This is a genomic window from Paraburkholderia acidicola (genome assembly GCF_002362315.1).
In the GTDB taxonomy this organism is placed as follows: Bacteria; Pseudomonadota; Gammaproteobacteria; order Burkholderiales; family Burkholderiaceae; genus Paraburkholderia; species Paraburkholderia acidicola.
Window position 1 is genome coordinate 885,035 of the sequence record NZ_MTZV01000002.1, and the last position, 17,915, is coordinate 902,949.

Below are 17,915 nucleotides of genomic sequence, written 5' to 3' on the forward strand. Positions count from 1 at the left end.
GAATGACCGTGTTATGTGTGCCAAAAATAATCGTCGGGAGACGAGAAATCTGTCGACTTCAGATGGGTCGAGCCGGTATTTCGTCTGATGCGCCCCCTAAATTTTCGGACCGTATTCGGCCAGTCAGGAACGCGATAGAAACGCAGACGGCAATAAAAAACGCGCCGAAGCGCGTTTTTTTTCACCTGAGGGGTGTGATTGGATCAGGCGGGCAATCCAAGCCCGCGCGGCAGCGGAAACGCGATGTTTTCCTCGATGCCTTCGAGCGCACGCACATTGCGCACGCCGAGCTCATGCAGACGGGCTATCACAGCCTGCGCCAGCACTTCCGGGGCCGACGCGCCCGCCGTGACGCCGATGCGGCGCTTGCCGACAATCCACTGCGGATCGATCTGATCCGGCGAGTCCACCATATAGGCAGGGATGCCGCGCTTCTCGGCCACTTCGCGCAGCCGGTTCGAGTTCGAGCTGTTTGGGCTACCGACCACGATCACCACGTCGCATTGCGGCGCCATGAACTTCACCGCGTCCTGGCGGTTCTGCGTTGCATAGCAGATATCCTGCTTTTTCGGTTCGCGGATCGCCGGGAATTTGGCCTTCAGCGCGGCGATGATCTCGGCGGCGTCGTCGACGGACAGCGTGGTCTGCGTGACGAACGCGATCCGCTCCGGATCGGCGAGCACCAGCGCCTGCACGTCCTCGATATCTTCGACGAGATGCATACCCTCGCCCGTCTGCCCCATCGTGCCTTCCACTTCGGGGTGCCCCTTGTGGCCGATCATGACGATGTCAAAGCCGTCCTGGCGCATCTTCGCGACTTCGATATGTACCTTGGTCACGAGCGGGCAGGTGGCGTCGTACACGCGCAGGCCGCGCGATTCGGCTTCCGTGCGCACCGCCTTCGACACACCGTGCGCGCTGAAGATCACCGTATTGCCAGCTGGCACTTCTTCGAGCTGCTCGATGAAGATCGCGCCTTTCTTGCGCAGGTCTTCGACGACGTAAGCGTTATGCACAATCTCGTGGCGCACGTAGATCGGGGAGCCGTGCAGCTTGATCGCGCGCTCGACGATTTCGATGGCCCGGTCGACGCCGGCGCAAAATCCCCGCGGCTGGGCCAGCAGGATTTCGGTTTCGGCGAGGGTCGTGTCCGTGGTGCTCATGTTTACAGAATCCCGATGATTTTCACTTCGAACGCCAGCGCCTGGCCGGCAAGCGGGTGATTGAAATCGAACAGGGCGGACGTTTCGCCGACTTCCTTCAGCACGCCCGCGTAGCGTCCGCCGCCCGGTGCGTTGAATTCGACGAGATCGCCCGGAGAAAAATCCTCACCGATCATGCTGTTTTCGCGCAACGTTGCCAGCGACACCCGCTGGATCAGCTCCGGATTGCGTGGGCCGAACGCCGCACCGGGCGTTAGCTGAAAGGTCGAGTGGTGACCGACCTTCAACCCCAGCAGAATGTCTTCGAGCGGCGGGGCCAGTTGGCCGGCGCCCAGCAGCAGCGTAGCGGGCTTCTCGGTGAAGGTATTGATGACATCGGCGCCATCGGCGAGCGAAAGCCGGTAGTGAAGCGTGACGTGCGAACCGGGTTTCACTTCGGAAATATCGATGATGCTCATGCGGTACTCATTCAGTCGGGACGCGCCGGAGGCGCATTCACACATTCACAGCGCACGGCGCGTATACACGCTGCGCCATACGCAAAGGCTCCATTGTAAGCCACATATCCCGCCGCGGTTGTGCGCGACACGGGACCGCCCTTCCGGAGACCCTGCATGAACGACGCCTTACTTGCCTCACCCGACGCCCGGTGCGAGGCGCCGCCCACTACGGCTTTACGCCCTGTCCGGCAGCGCCACCAGGACATGCCACGCGAACGACTGCTCGAAGCGGGGCCCAGCACGCTGAGCGACATCGAACTAATCGCGCTCGTCCTCGGCTCCGGATTGCCGGGCCAGAACGTGCTCGAACTCGCGCGCTCGCTGCTGGTGCGCTTCGGTTCGCTGCGCGCGATGCTCGACGCGACGCCTGGTGATTTCAGCGGAATTCGCGGCATCGGCCCAGCCCAAACGGCCCAGTTGCTCGCTATCCTGGAGACGGCGCGGCGCGCGCTGGCGGAAAAAATCCGCGAACGTCCGGTCATCGACTCGCCGGAAGCCGTAGAAGACTACCTGCGGTTGCTGATCGGCACCCGGCCCTATGAGGTCTTCGTCAGCCTGTTTCTGGATGCGCGGCACCGCCTGATCCGCTCGGAGGAAAGCTCGCGCGGCTCGCTGACGCGGATGGCGGTCTATCCGCGGGAAATCGTCCGGCGGACGCTCGCCCTGAATGCGGCAAGCCTGATCGTGGCGCATAATCACCCCTCCGGGGCAGTCAAACCGAGCGCCAGCGACCGCCGGCTAACGCGCATGCTGCGTGAAACACTGGCGCTGATCGACGTGCAACTGATCGATCACCTGATCGTCGGGGCGCAGGAAACGTTCTCGTTCGCCCGCGCCGGCCTGTCGTGACAGCAGCCCGTACGAGTGCCCGGTCCGCTCCCGGTTCCGCAAATAAGGTTTGATTTATCGGCTTTTTTCCTGCTAAAATCGCGGTTTGCTTCTTTCCAACCCTGTTCTGAAGCCGCCAAGGCGTTTCTGGAAGCCGCGACCCACCGGGTCCTTCCGCTTTCGGGAAACTTTCACGGCGTTCGAACTCAGAATTTAAGCGTATTAGGAGTGCTCTCATGGCACGCGTATGCCAAGTAACTGGGAAAGCGCCGATGAGCGGCAATAACGTTTCCCACGCGAACAACCGAACCAAGCGTCGTTTTCTCCCGAATCTGCAAAACCGCCGTTTCTGGGTCGAAAGCGAAAATCGCTGGGTGCGTCTGCGCGTCTCGAACGCCGGTCTGCGCCTGATCGACAAGAACGGTATCGACACCGTGCTCGCAGATTTGCGCGCACGCGGCGAAGCCTAAGGAGTAAATCATGGCAAAAGGCGCACGCGACAAGATCAAGCTGGAATCGACCGCAGGTACGGGTCACTTCTACACCACGACGAAAAACAAACGCAACATGCCGGAAAAGATGACGATCTCGAAGTTCGATCCCGTCGTCCGTAAGCACGTTGAGTACAAAGAAACCAAGATCAAGTAATCTGGTTTCCGAGCTTGTCAAAAAAACCCCGCATCTGCGGGGTTTTTGTTTTTCTCCCCTCGTATCCGTTCCAGTCCGTCTCTTATCGTCGCCGCATTTCTTGCCCGTCGGCCGACTAGCCAGCTTTTCCTTGCGGGCTGTGGCGCGTATGCTCTCTCGTTTGGTCGGAAGCGCCTGAAGGCGCGCCGCAACAGCAAAGCGAGAGACGGAGAAGCAGCGAATGAATTTCGATGTGGCGATTGTCGGTAGCGGTCTGGCAGGTCTGAGCGTTGCGCTGAATCTGGCGGAAACGCGGCGTGTCGCGATCGTGGCCAAACGCTCGATGACCGAGGGTGCCAGCGACTGGGCCCAGGGCGGCATCGCCGCCGTACTCGATTCCGCGGATAGCGTCGAGAATCATGTGCGCGACACACTGGTCGCCGGCGGCGGGCTGTGCGACGAAGCGGCAACGCGTTTCATCGTCGAAAACGGTCGGGCCGCCATCGAATGGCTGATCGATCAGGGTGTGCCGTTCACCAAAGACGATGCCGCCGAACTCGGCTTCCACCTGACGCGCGAAGGTGGCCACAGTCATCGCCGGATCATTCACGCTGCCGATGCGACCGGCCATGCGGTCGTCGCCACGCTCAGCGAGCGCGTGCGCCAGCACCCGAACATCACGCTGCTCGAAGACCACTACGCCATCGATCTCATCACCTCGGACCGGCTCGGCCTGCCCGGGCGTCGCTGTCACGGCCTGTATGCGCTCGATCTAGCCAGCGGCCGCACGGTCACCATCGAGGCGCCGCACACCGTGCTCGCCACCGGTGGCGCAGGCAAGGTCTATCTCTATACGACCAACCCCGACACCGCGACCGGCGACGGCATCGCGATGGCCTGGCGCGCCGGCTGCCGGGTGTCGAACATGGAGTTCATCCAGTTTCATCCGACCTGCCTGTTCCACCCGTACGCCAAGTCGTTCCTCATTTCCGAAGCGGTGCGCGGCGAAGGCGGCATCCTGAAACTGCCCGACGGTACGCGCTTCATGGCAAATCACGACGAGCGTGCCGAACTCGCGCCGCGCGACATCGTTGCGCGCGCGATCGATTTCGAAATCAAGAAACGCGGTATCGACTGTGTGTATCTCGACATCAGTCATCAACCGGCGGCGTTCTTGCAGGAGCACTTCCCGACCATCCTCGCGCGCTGCCGCGAATTCGGCATCGATATCACCCAGCAGCCGATCCCCGTCGTGCCGGCCGCGCACTACACGTGCGGCGGCGTTGTCACAGATCTCGCGGGCCGCACCGATCTGGCGGGCCTGTACGCGGTCGGCGAGACATCATGCACGGGCCTGCATGGTGCGAACCGGCTGGCAAGCAACTCGCTGCTCGAATGTCTCGTGATCGGGCGATCGACGGCGACATCGATCGAAAAGGAAGGTTTTAGCGCTGCAGTACACGCACCGCTGCCGGACTGGGACGAAAGCCGCGTGTCCGATCCAGACGAGGAAGTGGTGGTCGCGCACAACTGGGACGAACTGCGTCGGCTGATGTGGAATTACGTCGGCATCGTGCGCACCGACAAACGGCTTGCGCGGGCGAAGCATCGGCTTGCGCTACTGCGCGACGAGATCCACGAGTACTACGCGAATTTCCGCGTAAGCCGCGATCTGCTCGAACTGCGCAATCTGGTCGACGTCGCGTCGTTGATCGTCGACAGTGCGCGCTCGCGGCGTGAAAGCCGCGGGCTCCACTACAGTCGCGACTGGCCCGCCACATTGCCGAAGGCGCTACCGACCGTGTTGTCGCCGGAACGGGTGCGCAACCGCAACGTGTGACCGGGCACCCGCAACAACACTACGCCGGGCCGACGTTCGAAAACAACGCTGCGTCACGCGCCAGATCGCCGCTCGTCTGCACACGCTTCTTGTGGCGCGCCGCGAAATCGAGCATCCGGTCGATCGGCTGCTTCGCCCGCTCACCGATGGCCGCATCGACGAAGATTTCGTTCTGACCGTGCTCGAGCACGTGGGCGAGATTCGTGAGGCCGTTCATCGCCATCCACGGACAATGCGCGCAGCTCTTGCAGCTCGCGCTGTTGCCGGCGGTCGGCGCCTCGATAAAGATCTTGCCAGGTGCTGCGAGCCGCATCTTGTGCAGGATGCCGAGATCGGTTGCCACGATGAAATGCGTTGCGTCGAGCCGCTGCGCCGCGTCGATCAACTGCGTCGTCGAGCCGACGACATCGGCCAGCGCCACAACGCTTTCCGGCGACTCCGGATGCACGAGCACTTTCGCGTGCGGATACTCGGCGCGCAGCAGATCGAGTTCGATGCCCTTGAACTCGTCGTGCACGAGACACGAGCCCTGCCACAGCAGCATGTCCGCACCGGTCTTCTTCTGAATGTAGCCACCGAGGTGCCGGTCCGGTGCCCAGAGGATTTTCTCGCCTCGTGCATGCAGGTCGGCCACGATCTCGAGGCCGATCGACGACGTCACCATCCAGTCCGCGCGCGCCTTCACGGCTGCGCTCGTATTCGCGTAGACGACCACCGTGCGGTCGGGATGTGCATCGCAGAATGCTGAGAATTCGTCGGCGGGACAACCGAGATCGAGCGAGCAGGTCGCATCGAGATCGGGCATCAGGATGCGCTTGCCGGGACTCAGGATCTTCGCGGTTTCGCCCATGAAACGCACACCCGCAACCACCAGGGTCTGCGCCTCGTGATCGCGACCGAAACGTGCCATCTCGAGTGAATCAGCGACGCAGCCGCCGGTCTCATCGGCAAGCTCTTGCAGTTCCGCGTCCACGTAGTAATGCGCGACAAGCACGGCCTTTTCGCGCGCAAGCAACGCGCGAATGCGTGCCTTCAGTGCGACCCGCTCCTCCGCCGATGGCGTCTCGGGCACCTTCGCCCACGCCTGACCGACACCGCATATCAGCCCCTGGGGCTGTGGCCGGTCGTATTCGACGCTCCTGATCGCCTGATTCATGATGGCTCCTGTCCGGCTGATCTGTGGCACGCCGCGAGATGCTCCGGGCGCGCCCAAAAAAGAAAAACCCCGCCAACGCGGGGTTTTATGACGTGCTGAAATTTTAAAGGATTTCGTGCTCAGGCGTAGCGGCGCAAACGCATGGCGAATTCCTGCAGGGCCTTGATGCCGCTCTGTTCAGCACGGTGGCACCAGTCCTGCAATTGCGTCAGCAACTGGTCGCGCGATGCATTCGAACGCTCCCACATCGACGCCAGTTCGTTACGCAATTCGATATACGTGCGCAGCTTCTGGCTGTTCGCGAAGATCTGCGGCAACTGACGCTTCTGCGGTTCGTCGAGGCCCGACTCTTCCTTGTGGAACCAGCTGCGCGCGTTGCGCATGACCTGGTACTTTTCGCGCGCGCCCACTTCCTTCAGATGCGCGAGTTCCTGGCGGTATGCGCGCTTCACAGCCTTGCCATAACTGGCCATGACTTCGTAGCGGTTTGCGAGCACGGCTTGCAGCGTGTCCTGATCGAGAACCAGCTTGCCTGTAGACAGGCGCGGCGTCGGTGCGATCTTCTTCACCTTGGCCAGACGGAACGCCGAGAGAATGCGGATGTACATCCAGCCGATATCGAACTCGAACCACTTGTTCGACATCTTGGCCGACGTCGCATACGTGTGGTGATTGTTGTGCAGCTCTTCACCGCCGATCAGGATGCCCCACGGGAAGATGTTCGTGCTTGCATCTGCCGAGTTGAAGTTGCGGTAGCCCCAGAAGTGCGCGAGACCGTTGACCACGCCTGCGGCCCAGAACGGAATCCAGATCATCTGGATAGCCCACACGCTCAAACCGACGATACCGAACAGCGCAACGTCGATCACCATCATCAGGCTGATACCGAGGATCGGGTACTTCGAGTAGACGTTGCGTTCCATCCAGTCGTTCGGCGTGCCGTGGCTGAACTTGCGCATCGTTTCTTCGTTCTTCGCTTCCGCGCGATACAGTTCGGCGCCTTCGAGCAGCACCTTCCAGAAACCGCGCGTCTGCGGGCTATGCGGATCTTCTTCGGTCTCGCACTTCGCGTGGTGCTTGCGGTGAATCGCGGCCCACTGACCGGTCAGCATGCCCGTGGTCATCCACAGCCAGAGCCGGAAGAAATGACTGGCGACGGGGTGCAGATCGAGCGCGCGATGCGCCTGGCAGCGGTGCAGATACACCGTTACGCCGATGATCGTCACGTGCGTCATTGCCAGTGCGGACAATATGATCTGCCACCACGAAAGACGCAGCAGGCCGTTGCCAAGGAAATCAAGCGAGGAATTCAACAAGGTCGTTTACCTGTGGAACAGAAAACATCCGCGCAGTGGCGGATGTCAAGAAAGTGAAAGCATACGTCGAGATTGGACGGTAGTTTACTAGAACCGTTCCAAGTGTATGTAACAAATGGATATTTTTTTACCCTGGCGAGAATTCACGGGGGTTCGACGCGGTGTTTTAAGTGCCGTTTTTAGCGCGCGACCGGCTCTGGCGGGGCGTCCGGCGGCAGTGCAGACTCGTTCGCGGCATGCCCGGTCATTGTTACCGCCTGTGGCAGGATGTCGCTGGCGCTGCCCACAATTCGGACTTCGCGCTGCGCGTACGGAATCGAAATGCCGTGTTCGACAAAAAGCCGCCAGATATTCCGGTTCACCGCCGAGCGGACCGAGGCAGTCCCGGTCGCGGCGTCTTCGATCCAGAAACCCAGTTCGAGATTGATGCCGTCGGGGCCAAAACTGGCGAGGTAAGGCGTCGGCACCGGTTCCTGCAGCACGCGGCTCACCCCTTGGGTCGCCTCGACCAGCAGGGCCATCGCCTGCTCGACATCCGATGTATAAGCGACCTGGACCGCCGCCTTCGAATAGCCTCGCGTCAGATACGACGACTGGTTCTGCACGACATCGGTGATCAGCTTTTCGTTCGGAATCAGCGTCTCGTTGCCGTCGAGCCCGCGCACCACCGTATAGCGAGTACGGATCTGCGTGACCATGCCCTGCAGTCCGCTCACGTTGATCGTGTCGCCGATACGCAGCGACCGGTCGATCAGGATGATGAAGCCCGACACGTAGTTGCTCGCGATCTTCTGCAAGCCGAACCCGAGCCCAACGCCAAGCGCGCCGCCGAACACCCCCAGCACCGTAATGTCGATGCCGACCAGCGACAGGCTGATCAACACCGCCGCCAGCATGAAGAGCGCCCGGCCGACACGCGCCAGCACCACCTTCAGGTTCGCATCGAGCGAACGGGAGCGGATCAGCCGCTCTTCGAACGTTGCACCGAGCCACATCGCGACGATCATCGTCACGCACACCCACAGCACGCCGCTTAGCAGCGACAGCAGCGTCAGATGGGTATTCGCGATGCGAAACTTCACGCTCCCCATCCACGCGAGCACGTCGTCCTGAATGCCCATCACGGTGAGCACCATGCCCACCCACACCACCAGTGAGACGAGCTTCTCGACGAGCGACAGCCATGCATGCGTCTCGCCGTGCGCGCCGAATACGCGCCGCGCGACGAAGAACACGAGATAGATCAGGCCGATGCCGAATAGCGGCACGAGCGCGAGATCGAGTAGCGACGTGTCCATGAACTGCTCGGCAATGGCTTGCGCGATCAGCACGAACACGCCGCCAATCAGCGGGAAGAACGCCTTGTTCAGGCTTTCTGCGCCGAAGCGCAGCGTCTGGTAACGCGTCTGGCGCCGCAGGTCCAGCGTCCGCCGCAACAGCCGTGCGAGCAGCCACGCGAGCGCCAGTGTGCCGAGCAGCACGCCGGCCTGCCACACGATCTCCGGCTGGCCGAAATCACGCGTAAGGCCGCCGAGCATATGGGACAAGATGCGATCGGACAGGGTCGTCAAGAGTGTCTCGCGTGAAGTCGAAGGTTGCGTGCCGCAGCCGGCCTAGGCACGGCGTTCCAGCACGGCCGCGAAGAAGCCGTCGGTTGCATGGCGGTGCGGCCACAGCGAGAGATAGTCCCCCGTATCGACGTCGATGCGCTGCTCGGCGAGTACGTCTCGCGCCGGTACCAGCACGAATTCTGCGTGGTCAGCGAGAAACTGCGTCACGATCGCCTCGTTCTCCGCCTCGAGAATGCTGCACGTCGCATAGATGAGCCGGCCGCCCTTCTTCACGAGCCGCGACGCGCTCGCCAGAATCGACGCCTGCTTGGGCGCGAGTTCGGTGATCGACGCCGGCGTCTGGCGCCACTTCAGGTCCGGATTGCGGCGCAGCGTACCGAGCCCGCTGCACGGCGCGTCGACCAGCACGCGATCGATCTTGCCCGCAAGGCGCTTGATCTTCGCGTCGTGCTCGCTGTCGATCAGCACCGGGTTCACGTTCGACAGCCCGCTGCGTGCGAGCCGCGGCTTGAGCTTCGCGAGCCGCCGGTCGGAAATGTCGAAGGCATAGAGGCGACCGGTGGAACGCATCATCGCGCCGAGCGCGAGCGTCTTGCCGCCCGCGCCCGCGCAAAAGTCGACGATCATCTCGCCGCGCTTGGGCGCCACCAGCGAGCACAGCAGCTGGCTGCCTTCGTCCTGCACTTCGACCCAGCCGTTCTGGAATGCATCGAGCTTGGTGAGCGGCGGCTTGCCGACCACCCGCACACCGAACGGCGCAAACGGCGTCGCGCCCGCTTCGATGCCGGCCTTGCCGAGCGCATTCAACACCTCGTCGCGACTCGCCTTTTGCGGGTTCGCACGCAGATCGAGCGGCGCCGGATAGTTGAGTGCGGCAGCGAGCTGGGCCAGTTCTTCGGGCGGGAAGCGTCCGGTGAGTGCTTCGGCGATCCAGTCGGGCAGGTTCATGCGGATGCGCAGCGACAGGCTCTCCGGGTCGATCTTCGCCACGTGTTCGAGCCACGTGCTTTCGGAATCGGACACGAACGGCTTGAGCGCGCTGCGGCCCGCCGTCTGCATCAGGCCGAGTAGCGCAAGCCGGCGGGCGGGGCTGCCGGTGCCACTCTCGGCCAGATGGGCGAACTCCATCCGGCGGCGCAGCACAGCGAACACGGCCTCGGCGATCACACCGCGCTCGCCGTGCCCGAGCTTCGGGTGGGCACGGAAAAAGCGGCTGGTAGTAGCGTCGGCCGGGCCTGCGAACTTCAGGACCTCGGCCAGCAGCGTTTCGGTTTGTCCAATCAGGAATCCATGTAGTCTCATGCGCCCTCTCCGGCGTAGCTTGTCGTTTCAGCAAAGAGCCACTGCGGCTCGGGCGGTGTTACGGCGACGCGCAGTCCGTCGGGCGCAAGACGCCCTTCGACAAACCAGCGCACCGCGCGTGGGTAAAGGATATGTTCGGCGGCCAGCACACGGGCGGCGAGCGTCGTGGCGTCGTCGCCGGCGAGTACCGGCACGGCCACCTGGGCGACGATCGGCCCGTGATCGAGCTGCGACGTGACAAAATGCACCGATGCGCCGTGCAGACGAACGCCGGCGTCGAGCGCCTGCTGATGGGTTTTCAGGCCGGGAAAGCTCGGCAGCAACGAAGGATGGATGTTCAGCATGCGCCCCGCGTAGCGATCGACGAAGCCGGCGGTCAGCACCCGCATGAAGCCGGCGAGCAAGACCAGATCGGGCGCAAAGCCGTCGATCTGCGCGGCCAGCGCGGCGTCGAAGGCCTCGCGGTCAGGGTACTGGCGGTGGTCGACGACCGCCGTGGCAATGCCTTGCGACGCGGCGAACGCAAGGCCCGCAGCGTCGAGACGGCTGGCAATCACGGCGGCGACCTGCGCTGGCCAGCGCTCACGCGCGCAGGCGCGGACGACCGCTTCCATGTTGCTGCCCCGCCCCGAAATCAGGATGACGAGTTTTTTCATTGGCGGATTTTATCATTCGGGGACCCCCGAAACCGCGCTGCGCCGCCGTGGCCGGCTCCGAGCGTTTATAATCGTTTGTTTTGCGGCATTCCAGCCGCCTCATATAACGCCCCGCTATCGTGAGAGTTTTCCGCGGTCTTCCCAATGCCGAAAGCCGTGCGCCGTGCGCATTGACGATCGGCAACTTCGACGGTGTCCACCGCGGCCATCAGGCTCTGCTCGCGCACGTGCGCGCCGCGGCCGATGCACGCGGGCTGCCCGTCTGCGTGATGACCTTCGAGCCCCACCCCCGCGAATTCTTCAACCCGGCCGGCGCGCCGCCGCGCATCGCGATGCTGCGCGACAAGCTCGAAGCGCTGCGCATGAACGGTGTCGACCGTGTGGTGGTCGAGCATTTCAACCAGACTTTCGCGAGCCAGTCGCCGGATGCGTTTGTTGAACGGATCATCGTGAACGGGCTGCACGCGCGCTGGGTGATGATCGGCGACGACTTCCGCTACGGCGCCCGACGTGCCGGCGATTTCGCTTCGTTGAAGGCGGCCGGCAACCATCACGGTTTCGAAGTCGAGCAGATGGCAACCGTTGCCGATCCGTCCGGCGCACGCATCTCGAGTTCCGGTGTTCGCGCAGCGCTCGTCGCTGGCGATCTCGATGCGGCGCGCGGTGCGCTCGGCCGCGACTATCTGATCAGCGGCCACGTCGTACACGGCATGAAGCTCGGCCGCGACCTCGGCTTCCCCACACTGAACCTGCCGATCGCCCACAAGCGGCCGGCGCTCGCGGGCATTTTCGTGGTCCGTGTGCATGGCATCGAAGACCAGCCGTTGCCGGGCGTCGCAAGCCTCGGCCTGCGGCCGACCGTCGACGACTCCGGCCGCGTGCTGCTCGAAGTGCATCTGCTCGACTGGCACGGCGATGCGTACGGCAAGCTCGTGCGCGTCGAATTCCTGAAGAAGCTGCGCGACGAAGAGAAGTACGTCGATCTCGAAACATTGACCGCTGCGATCGCCCGCGACGTCGCCCATGCACGCGAGTGGTTCGCTGCCGCCAGTGGCGCTGCACCGGGCCGCAGCGCAACGGGCTTCGCCACCTCGGCGACCGATCGAATTAGCTAGCCTTATGCGGTACCGTGCCGGCACGCTGCCCGCACAGTACCGATCGCCGCGTCCCGGCAGGCCTGCCGCGCACCGCGCGGAACCGCCCGCCAGACGCTCCCCGTACAGCTCGCGCCGTTGCGCGGACCGCATACACCCAGACACTGTATCTAACGCGACTTCATCATGAGCAACAAGAAAGCCGATTCGAAACCGCAGAGCCGCTACCCGGTCAACCTGCTCGACACGCCGTTCCCGATGCGCGGCGACCTGCCGAAGCGCGAGCCGCAATGGGTCAAGGACTGGCAGGAACACAAGATCTACGAAAAGATCCGCGCTGCCAGCAAGGGCCGCAAGAAGTTCATCCTGCACGATGGCCCGCCGTATGCGAACGCCAACATTCACCTCGGCCACGCGGTGAACAAGATCCTCAAGGACATGATCGTCAAGGCGCGCAATCTCGCGGGCTTCGACGCGGTCTATGTGCCCGGTTGGGATTGCCACGGCATGCCGATCGAAATCCAGATCGAAAAGCAGTTCGGCAAGTCGTTGCCGGCCGCCGAAGTCATGCAGAAGGCGCGCGCCTACGCGACCGAACAGATCGAGATCCAGAAAGCTGGCTTCCGGCGTCTCGGCGTGCTCGGCGAGTGGGACAACCCGTACAAGACAATGAACTTCGTGAACGAGGCCGGTGAGCTTCGTGCGCTCGCGAAGATCATGGAAAAGGGCTACGTGTTCCGCGGTCTGAAGCCGGTGAACTGGTGCTTCGATTGCGGCTCCGCGTTAGCTGAGGCAGAAGTCGAGTACGCGGACAAGACCGATCCGACCATCGACGTGCTGTTCCCGTTCGCCGATCCGGAAAAAACCGCTCAGGCTTTCGGCCTCGCCGCGCTGCCGCGCAACGAAGGCGGCATTGTCATCTGGACGACGACACCGTGGACGATCCCTGCGAACCAGGCGCTCAACGTGCATCCGGAAGTGGTGTACGCGCTCGTCGATACGTCGCGCGGCCTGCTGATCCTCGCGCAGGAACGCGTCGAAGCGTGCATGAAGGACTTTGGCCTCGAAGGCACGGTGCTCGCAACGACCGTCGGTGCGAAGCTCGCGAATCTGCGCTTCCATCATCCGCTCGCGTCCGCGCATCCGGGCTACAAGCGCACGTCGCCGGTGTATCTCGGCGACTACGTGACCACCGATACCGGCACCGGCATCGTCCATTCATCGCCGGCGTATGGCGTCGAGGACTTCGTGTCGTGCAAGGCGCACGGCATGGCCGACTCCGACATCATCAATCCGGTGATGGGCGATGGGCGCTATATCGAATCACTGGCGTTGTTCGGCGGCCTGTCGATCTGGGCGGCCAATCCGAAGGTGGTCGAAGCGCTGCGCGACGCAGGTACGCTGTTGCGCAGCGAAAAGTACACGCACAGCTACATGCATTGCTGGCGCCACAAGACACCGATCATCTATCGCGCGACATCGCAGTGGTTCGCCGGTATGGACGTCGTGCCGAAGGACAGCGAGAAAACGCTGCGCGAAACCGCGCTCGAAGGGATCGAGGCAACCGCGTTCTACCCATCGTGGGGCAAGCAGCGCCTGTTTTCGATGATCGCGAATCGTCCCGACTGGACACTGTCGCGCCAGCGTCAATGGGGCGTGCCGATGGCGTTCTTCGTGCACAAGGAAACCGGCGAACTGCATCCGCGCACGATCGAACTGCTGGAACAGGTTGCACAACGCGTCGAAAAGGCCGGCATCGAAGCGTGGCAAACGCTCGACCCGCGCGAACTGATCGGCGACGACGCGAATCTCTATGAGAAGAATCGCGACACGCTCGACGTCTGGTTCGATTCCGGCACGACGCACTGGCACGTGCTGCGCGGCTCGCACAAGGAAGAGTTGCAGTTCCCCGCCGACATCTATGTCGAAGGCTCCGATCAGCACCGCGGCTGGTTCCATTCGTCGCTGCTCACGGCATCGATGATCGACGGACGGCCGCCCTACAACGCGCTGCTCACGCACGGCTTCACCGTCGACGGCGAAGGCCGCAAGATGAGCAAGTCGCTTGGTAACGGCATCGATCCGGCGGAAGTTTCGAACCGGCTGGGCGCGGAAATCATCCGTCTGTGGATCGCCTCGACCGATTATTCGGGTGAGCTCTCGATCTCCGAAGAAATTCTCAAGCGCGTGACGGAGAGCTATCGCCGGATTCGCAACACATTGCGCTTCCTGCTCGCGAATCTGTCGGACTTCAACTTTGCCGAGCATGCGCGCCCGGTCGAAGACTGGCTCGAGATCGATCGCTATGCGGTGGCGTTGTCGGCCGCCTTGCAAACGGATGTGCTCGCGCATTACGACAAGTACGAGTTCCACCCGGTCGTCGCGAAGCTGCAGACGTTCTGCTCGGAAGATCTCGGCGGCTTCTATCTCGACGTGCTGAAGGACCGGCTCTATACGACCGCGCCTGATTCCGCTGCGCGCCGCGCCGCGCAGACCGCGCTGTATCACATCGCGCACAGCCTGCTGCGCGTTATGGCGCCGTTCATGTCGTTCACCGCGGAAGAAGCGTGGAAGGTGTTCCAGCCGGACAGCGAGACGATCTTCACCGAGACGTATCACGTGTTCCCGCAAGTGCCCAATGCAGCCGCGCTGCTCGACAAGTGGACGCTGCTGCGCGCAGTGCGCAGCGATGTGACGAAGGCACTCGAAGAAGCGCGTGTTGCGAATCTGATCGGTTCGTCGCTGCAAGCCGAAGTCGAAATTCGCGCGAGCGGTGCGCGCCACGATGCACTCGCGAGCCTCGGCGCCGACCTGAAATTCGTGCTGATCACGTCGGCGGCGACGGTCGTGCGGGTGGACAGCGAAGCGGATGAAAGCGTCGAAGTCATCGCGTCGAAATACCTGAAGTGCGAGCGTTGCTGGCACTACCGTGCGGATGTCGGCGAGAACGCCGAACATCCGACGCTGTGCGGACGCTGTATCAGCAATCTGTTCGGGAGCGGCGAAACGAGGAGCGCGGCATAATGGCCAGAACCCTGTCGAAATCGAGCGGCGGAACGCTCGCACCGTGGCTCGGCGTTGCGCTGATCGTGATCCTGTTCGACCAGTTGTCGAAGATCGCCGTATCGAAGGTATTTGCGTACGCTCAACCGTATGAACTGACGCCGTTCTTCAACCTGTTTCTGGTGTTCAACCGTGGCGCTGCGTTTAGTTTTCTCGCCACGGCAGGCGGCTGGCAACGCTGGGGGTTCACTGCCCTCGGCGTGGTCGCAGCGCTCGTGATCTGCTATCTGTTGAAACGCCATGGCGCGCAGCGACTTTTTTGCACGGCGCTGGCGTTGATACTCGGCGGTGCGCTCGGCAATGTGATTGACCGGTTGATGTACGGCCACGTGATCGACTTCCTCGATTTTCACGTGCGCGCATGGCACTGGCCGGCGTTCAATCTCGCCGACAGCGCGATCACGATCGGCGCAGCCCTGCTCGTGTTCGACGAATTGCGGCGCGTGCGCGGTTCGCGCTAATGCCGTAGCGGTTCGCAGACCGGTGCAGTACGCGCCGGTCGCTCATGTTTTGTCGGAGGCTTGCGTTGGCCACTGTCGCACCCGGAGAACTCGCAGGTAAACATCTCGTCCTCGGTCTGACGGGGGGGATTGCCTGCTACAAGATCGCTGAACTCACGCGCCTGCTCACCAAGGCCGGCGCGACCGTGCAGGTCGTGATGACCGACGCGGCCACGCAGTTCATCACGCCCGTTACGATGCAGGCACTGTCGGGCCGGCCCGTCTACACGAGTCAGTGGGACGCGCGCATCGCGAACAACATGCCGCACATCGATTTGTCGCGCGAAGCGGACGCGATCGTGATTGCGCCGGCATCGACGGATTTTCTCGCGCGGCTTGCGCACGGCATGGCCGACGATCTGTTGTCCACGCTGTGCATCGCACGCGATTGCCCGTTGCTCGTCGTTCCCGCGATGAACCGGCAGATGTGGCAAAACCCGGCCACGCAACGCAACGTCGCGCAGCTACGCGCAGACGGCGTCGAAGTGCTCGGGCCGGATTCGGGTCCGCAAGCCTGCGGCGAAGTCGGTGACGGCCGGATGCTCGAACCCGAAGCCACTTACGAAGCCATTGCTTCGTTCTTCCATCCGAAGCTCCTCGCAGGTCGCCGCTTGTTGCTCACCGCGGGTCCGACCTTCGAACCGCTCGATCCGGTACGCGGTATCACCAATCGTTCGAGCGGCAAGATGGGTTTCTCGCTTGCACGCGCCGCGCAGCAGGCAGGTGCCGAGGTGCATCTGATCGCAGGGCCAGTCGCGCTCGACACACCGTGGGGCGTGTACCGTGAAGACGTGCAGACCGCACAGCAGATGCACGACGCCGTGATGCGCGCGGTGGCCGACTGCGACGTGTTCATCGGTGTGGCTGCAGTGGCCGACTGGCGCGTCGATCACGCGAGCCCGCAGAAGATCAAGAAAACCGCCGACAAACCGATGCCGACGTTTACGTTCGTCGAGAATCCGGACATCCTCGCGGCCGTCGCGAAGCTTGCCCATCCGCCGTTCTGCGTCGGCTTTGCCGCGGAAAGCGGCGATCTCGAGTTGCACGGCGAAGAGAAGCGCGTGCGCAAGAACGTGCCGCTACTGATCGGCAACCTGGGGCCGCTGACCTTCGGCCTCGACGACAACGAAGTCGTCCTGTTCGAAGCATCCGGTGCGACGAAACTGCCGCGCGCGGACAAACGCGCGCTGGCGGGTACGCTGATCGCGGAGATCGCGAAGCGTCTACCCGATACGAGCCTGATCCGCTGAACTGAAATCCCCGGAGCGGTACAGCCATGACGCTACTTTCCGTGCTCGATCAAACGCCCGTGATCGACGGGCACTCGGTGGCCGATGCAATCGCGGCGACGGTCGAACTCGCGCAGCTCGCCGACGACCTCGGCTACACGCGCTACTGGTGCGCCGAGCATCACGGTCTGCGCGGCGTCTCCAATCCCTGTCCTGAAGTGATGCTCGCGCGACTCGGCAGTGTGACCAAGCGCATCCGCATCGGCTCCGGCGGCGTGATGCTGCCGTACTACAGCCCGTTCAAGCTCGCCGAACAGTTCATGATGCTTGAAGCGCTGTTCCCGAACCGCGTCGATCTCGGCGTCGGGCGCGCACCGGGCGGCGATATGAAAACCGCACAAGCGGTTGCAGCCGGTGCGTACAACCGCGGCGACATCTTTCCGCAACAGGTGGCCGAGCTGGTCGGCCTGATGAACGGCACGCTGCCCGCCGACCATATCGCCCACGGCGTGCTGCTGCAGCCGCAAGTCGACACACGCCCGCAGCTATGGATGCTCGGTTCAAGCGAATTCGGCGGGCTGCTTGCCGCGCAGCTCGGTATCCGCTTCGCGTTCGCGCATTTCATCAACGCGCACTTCGGGTATCAGGTCGCCGAGGCGTATCGCGAGCGCTTCGCGGCAGGCAACGAAGCGCGGCCGTACCTCGCGGCCGCAGTCTTCGCGATTTGCGCGGACACCGAACAGGAAGCCGCCGACCTCGAAAAAGCTGTCGACCTGCGCCGCGTGCAGATGGCCTACGGCCTCAACGCACCGATCCCGTCGATCGAACAGGGACTCGCGCAGGAATACGGCGAACGCGAGCAATTGGTGATCGCGCGCGAGAAACCGCGCAGCGTGATCGGCACGCCCGAGACGGTGACCGAACGCCTGCTCTCGATCAAAGACCATTTCCAGGCCGACGAGCTGATCGTGCTGACCGTCGCAGGCAGTTATCGCGCGCGGCTGCGCTCCTATGAACTGCTTGCCGACGCGTTCCAGCTAAAACGCTAACGCCCCCTCTTCTCTCCTGAC

Annotated in this window: 16 protein-coding genes; 9 read left to right on the forward strand and 7 right to left on the reverse strand. The window is 63.0% G+C overall.

Going from position 1 to position 17,915, the window contains the following annotated elements:
• Positions 1-203: 203 nt before the first annotated feature.
• Positions 204-1,163 carry a 4-hydroxy-3-methylbut-2-enyl diphosphate reductase gene (gene ispH / locus BWP39_RS06025; protein WP_091011262.1) on the reverse strand — a complete coding sequence of 320 codons (960 nt, stop codon included), beginning with the start codon at positions 1,161-1,163 and terminating at the stop codon, positions 204-206.
• Between the two features lie 2 nt (positions 1,164-1,165).
• Positions 1,166-1,621 (reverse strand): FKBP-type peptidyl-prolyl cis-trans isomerase, encoded by a 456-nt coding sequence (locus BWP39_RS06030; protein ID WP_091011261.1) that lies wholly within the window; start codon positions 1,619-1,621, stop codon positions 1,166-1,168.
• A 156-nt stretch (positions 1,622-1,777) separates the two neighbouring features.
• On the opposite strand from BWP39_RS06030, the gene radC reads away from it, so the two are divergent.
• The 4 genes from radC (at position 1,778) to nadB (ending at position 4,958) form a co-directional block, all read left to right on the forward strand.
• Entirely contained in the window at positions 1,778-2,512 is a 735-nt protein-coding gene (radC, locus tag BWP39_RS06035; protein ID WP_096717796.1) for a RadC family protein, read from the forward strand.
• Positions 2,513-2,727: 215 nt separating this feature from the next.
• Positions 2,728-2,961, forward strand: coding sequence for a 50S ribosomal protein L28 (gene rpmB, locus BWP39_RS06040; RefSeq protein ID WP_091011259.1), 234 nt, complete (start codon positions 2,728-2,730; stop codon positions 2,959-2,961).
• Positions 2,962-2,971: 10 nt separating this feature from the next.
• Positions 2,972-3,139 (forward strand): 50S ribosomal protein L33, encoded by a 168-nt coding sequence (gene rpmG, locus BWP39_RS06045; RefSeq protein WP_091011258.1) that lies wholly within the window; start codon positions 2,972-2,974, stop codon positions 3,137-3,139.
• 220 nt (positions 3,140-3,359) lie between these two features.
• A complete protein-coding gene (gene nadB, locus BWP39_RS06050; protein ID WP_091011257.1) occupies positions 3,360-4,958 on the forward strand; it encodes an L-aspartate oxidase in 1,599 nt (532 codons plus the stop codon).
• A 19-nt stretch (positions 4,959-4,977) separates the two neighbouring features.
• Here nadB and nadA read toward each other — a convergent pair whose 3' ends face one another.
• The 5 genes from nadA to purN all read right to left on the reverse strand — a co-directional run bounded on the left by nadA (position 4,978) and on the right by purN (position 10,959).
• The gene (gene nadA / locus BWP39_RS06055) at positions 4,978-6,114 is read right to left on the reverse strand and encodes a quinolinate synthase NadA (protein ID WP_096717798.1); all 1,137 of its coding nucleotides are present in this window, start codon (positions 6,112-6,114) and stop codon (positions 4,978-4,980) included.
• A gap of 119 nt (positions 6,115-6,233) precedes the next feature.
• Positions 6,234-7,430 carry a DesA family fatty acid desaturase gene (locus BWP39_RS06060; RefSeq protein ID WP_091011255.1) on the reverse strand — a complete coding sequence of 399 codons (1,197 nt, stop codon included), beginning with the start codon at positions 7,428-7,430 and terminating at the stop codon, positions 6,234-6,236.
• 179 nt (positions 7,431-7,609) lie between these two features.
• Complete coding sequence (locus BWP39_RS06065) at positions 7,610-8,968, reverse strand: mechanosensitive ion channel family protein (protein WP_096717800.1); 1,359 nt, start codon at positions 8,966-8,968, stop codon at positions 7,610-7,612.
• Positions 8,969-9,043: 75 nt separating this feature from the next.
• Complete coding sequence (locus BWP39_RS06070) at positions 9,044-10,303, reverse strand: RsmB/NOP family class I SAM-dependent RNA methyltransferase (RefSeq protein WP_096717802.1); 1,260 nt, start codon at positions 10,301-10,303, stop codon at positions 9,044-9,046.
• Positions 10,300-10,959 carry a phosphoribosylglycinamide formyltransferase gene (gene purN, locus BWP39_RS06075; protein ID WP_096717804.1) on the reverse strand — a complete coding sequence of 220 codons (660 nt, stop codon included), beginning with the start codon at positions 10,957-10,959 and terminating at the stop codon, positions 10,300-10,302. Before purN ends, BWP39_RS06070 begins: the two co-directional genes overlap by 4 nt.
• 119 nt (positions 10,960-11,078) lie before the next feature.
• On the opposite strand from purN, the gene BWP39_RS06080 reads away from it, so the two are divergent.
• The 5 genes from BWP39_RS06080 (at position 11,079) to BWP39_RS06100 (ending at position 17,894) form a co-directional block, all read left to right on the forward strand.
• The gene (locus tag BWP39_RS06080) at positions 11,079-12,074 is read left to right on the forward strand and encodes a bifunctional riboflavin kinase/FAD synthetase (protein ID WP_096717806.1); all 996 of its coding nucleotides are present in this window, start codon (positions 11,079-11,081) and stop codon (positions 12,072-12,074) included.
• Positions 12,075-12,239: 165 nt separating this feature from the next.
• Complete coding sequence (ileS, locus tag BWP39_RS06085) at positions 12,240-15,077, forward strand: isoleucine--tRNA ligase (protein ID WP_096717808.1); 2,838 nt, start codon at positions 12,240-12,242, stop codon at positions 15,075-15,077.
• Entirely contained in the window at positions 15,077-15,577 is a 501-nt protein-coding gene (gene lspA / locus BWP39_RS06090) for a signal peptidase II (RefSeq protein ID WP_096717810.1), read from the forward strand. The genes ileS and lspA overlap by 1 nt, the downstream gene beginning before the upstream one ends.
• A 65-nt stretch (positions 15,578-15,642) precedes the next feature.
• The gene (gene coaBC, locus BWP39_RS06095; RefSeq protein WP_235851377.1) at positions 15,643-16,866 is read left to right on the forward strand and encodes a bifunctional phosphopantothenoylcysteine decarboxylase/phosphopantothenate--cysteine ligase CoaBC; all 1,224 of its coding nucleotides are present in this window, start codon (positions 15,643-15,645) and stop codon (positions 16,864-16,866) included.
• A gap of 26 nt (positions 16,867-16,892) precedes the next feature.
• Positions 16,893-17,894, forward strand: coding sequence for an LLM class flavin-dependent oxidoreductase (locus tag BWP39_RS06100; RefSeq protein WP_096717814.1), 1,002 nt, complete (start codon positions 16,893-16,895; stop codon positions 17,892-17,894).
• Positions 17,895-17,915: the final 21 nt, after the last annotated feature.

Excerpts from the sequence above, each read along its gene's own strand:
- ispH (WP_091011262.1), bottom strand. The coding sequence starts at position 1,163 with ATGAGCACCACGGACACGACCCTCGCCGAAACCGAAATCCTGCTGGCC.
- BWP39_RS06030 (WP_091011261.1), bottom strand. The coding sequence starts at position 1,621 with ATGAGCATCATCGATATTTCCGAAGTGAAACCCGGTTCGCACGTCACG.
- radC (WP_096717796.1), top strand. The coding sequence starts at position 1,778 with ATGAACGACGCCTTACTTGCCTCACCCGACGCCCGGTGCGAGGCGCCG.
- rpmB (WP_091011259.1), top strand. The coding sequence starts at position 2,728 with ATGGCACGCGTATGCCAAGTAACTGGGAAAGCGCCGATGAGCGGCAAT.
- rpmG (WP_091011258.1), top strand. The coding sequence starts at position 2,972 with ATGGCAAAAGGCGCACGCGACAAGATCAAGCTGGAATCGACCGCAGGT.
- nadB (WP_091011257.1), top strand. The coding sequence starts at position 3,360 with ATGAATTTCGATGTGGCGATTGTCGGTAGCGGTCTGGCAGGTCTGAGC.
- nadA (WP_096717798.1), bottom strand. The coding sequence starts at position 6,114 with ATGAATCAGGCGATCAGGAGCGTCGAATACGACCGGCCACAGCCCCAG.
- BWP39_RS06065 (WP_096717800.1), bottom strand. The coding sequence starts at position 8,968 with ATGCTCGGCGGCCTTACGCGTGATTTCGGCCAGCCGGAGATCGTGTGG.
- BWP39_RS06070 (WP_096717802.1), bottom strand. The coding sequence starts at position 10,303 with ATGAGACTACATGGATTCCTGATTGGACAAACCGAAACGCTGCTGGCC.
- purN (WP_096717804.1), bottom strand. The coding sequence starts at position 10,959 with ATGAAAAAACTCGTCATCCTGATTTCGGGGCGGGGCAGCAACATGGAA.
- ileS (WP_096717808.1), top strand. The coding sequence starts at position 12,240 with ATGAGCAACAAGAAAGCCGATTCGAAACCGCAGAGCCGCTACCCGGTC.
- lspA (WP_096717810.1), top strand. The coding sequence starts at position 15,077 with ATGGCCAGAACCCTGTCGAAATCGAGCGGCGGAACGCTCGCACCGTGG.
- BWP39_RS06100 (WP_096717814.1), top strand. The coding sequence starts at position 16,893 with ATGACGCTACTTTCCGTGCTCGATCAAACGCCCGTGATCGACGGGCAC.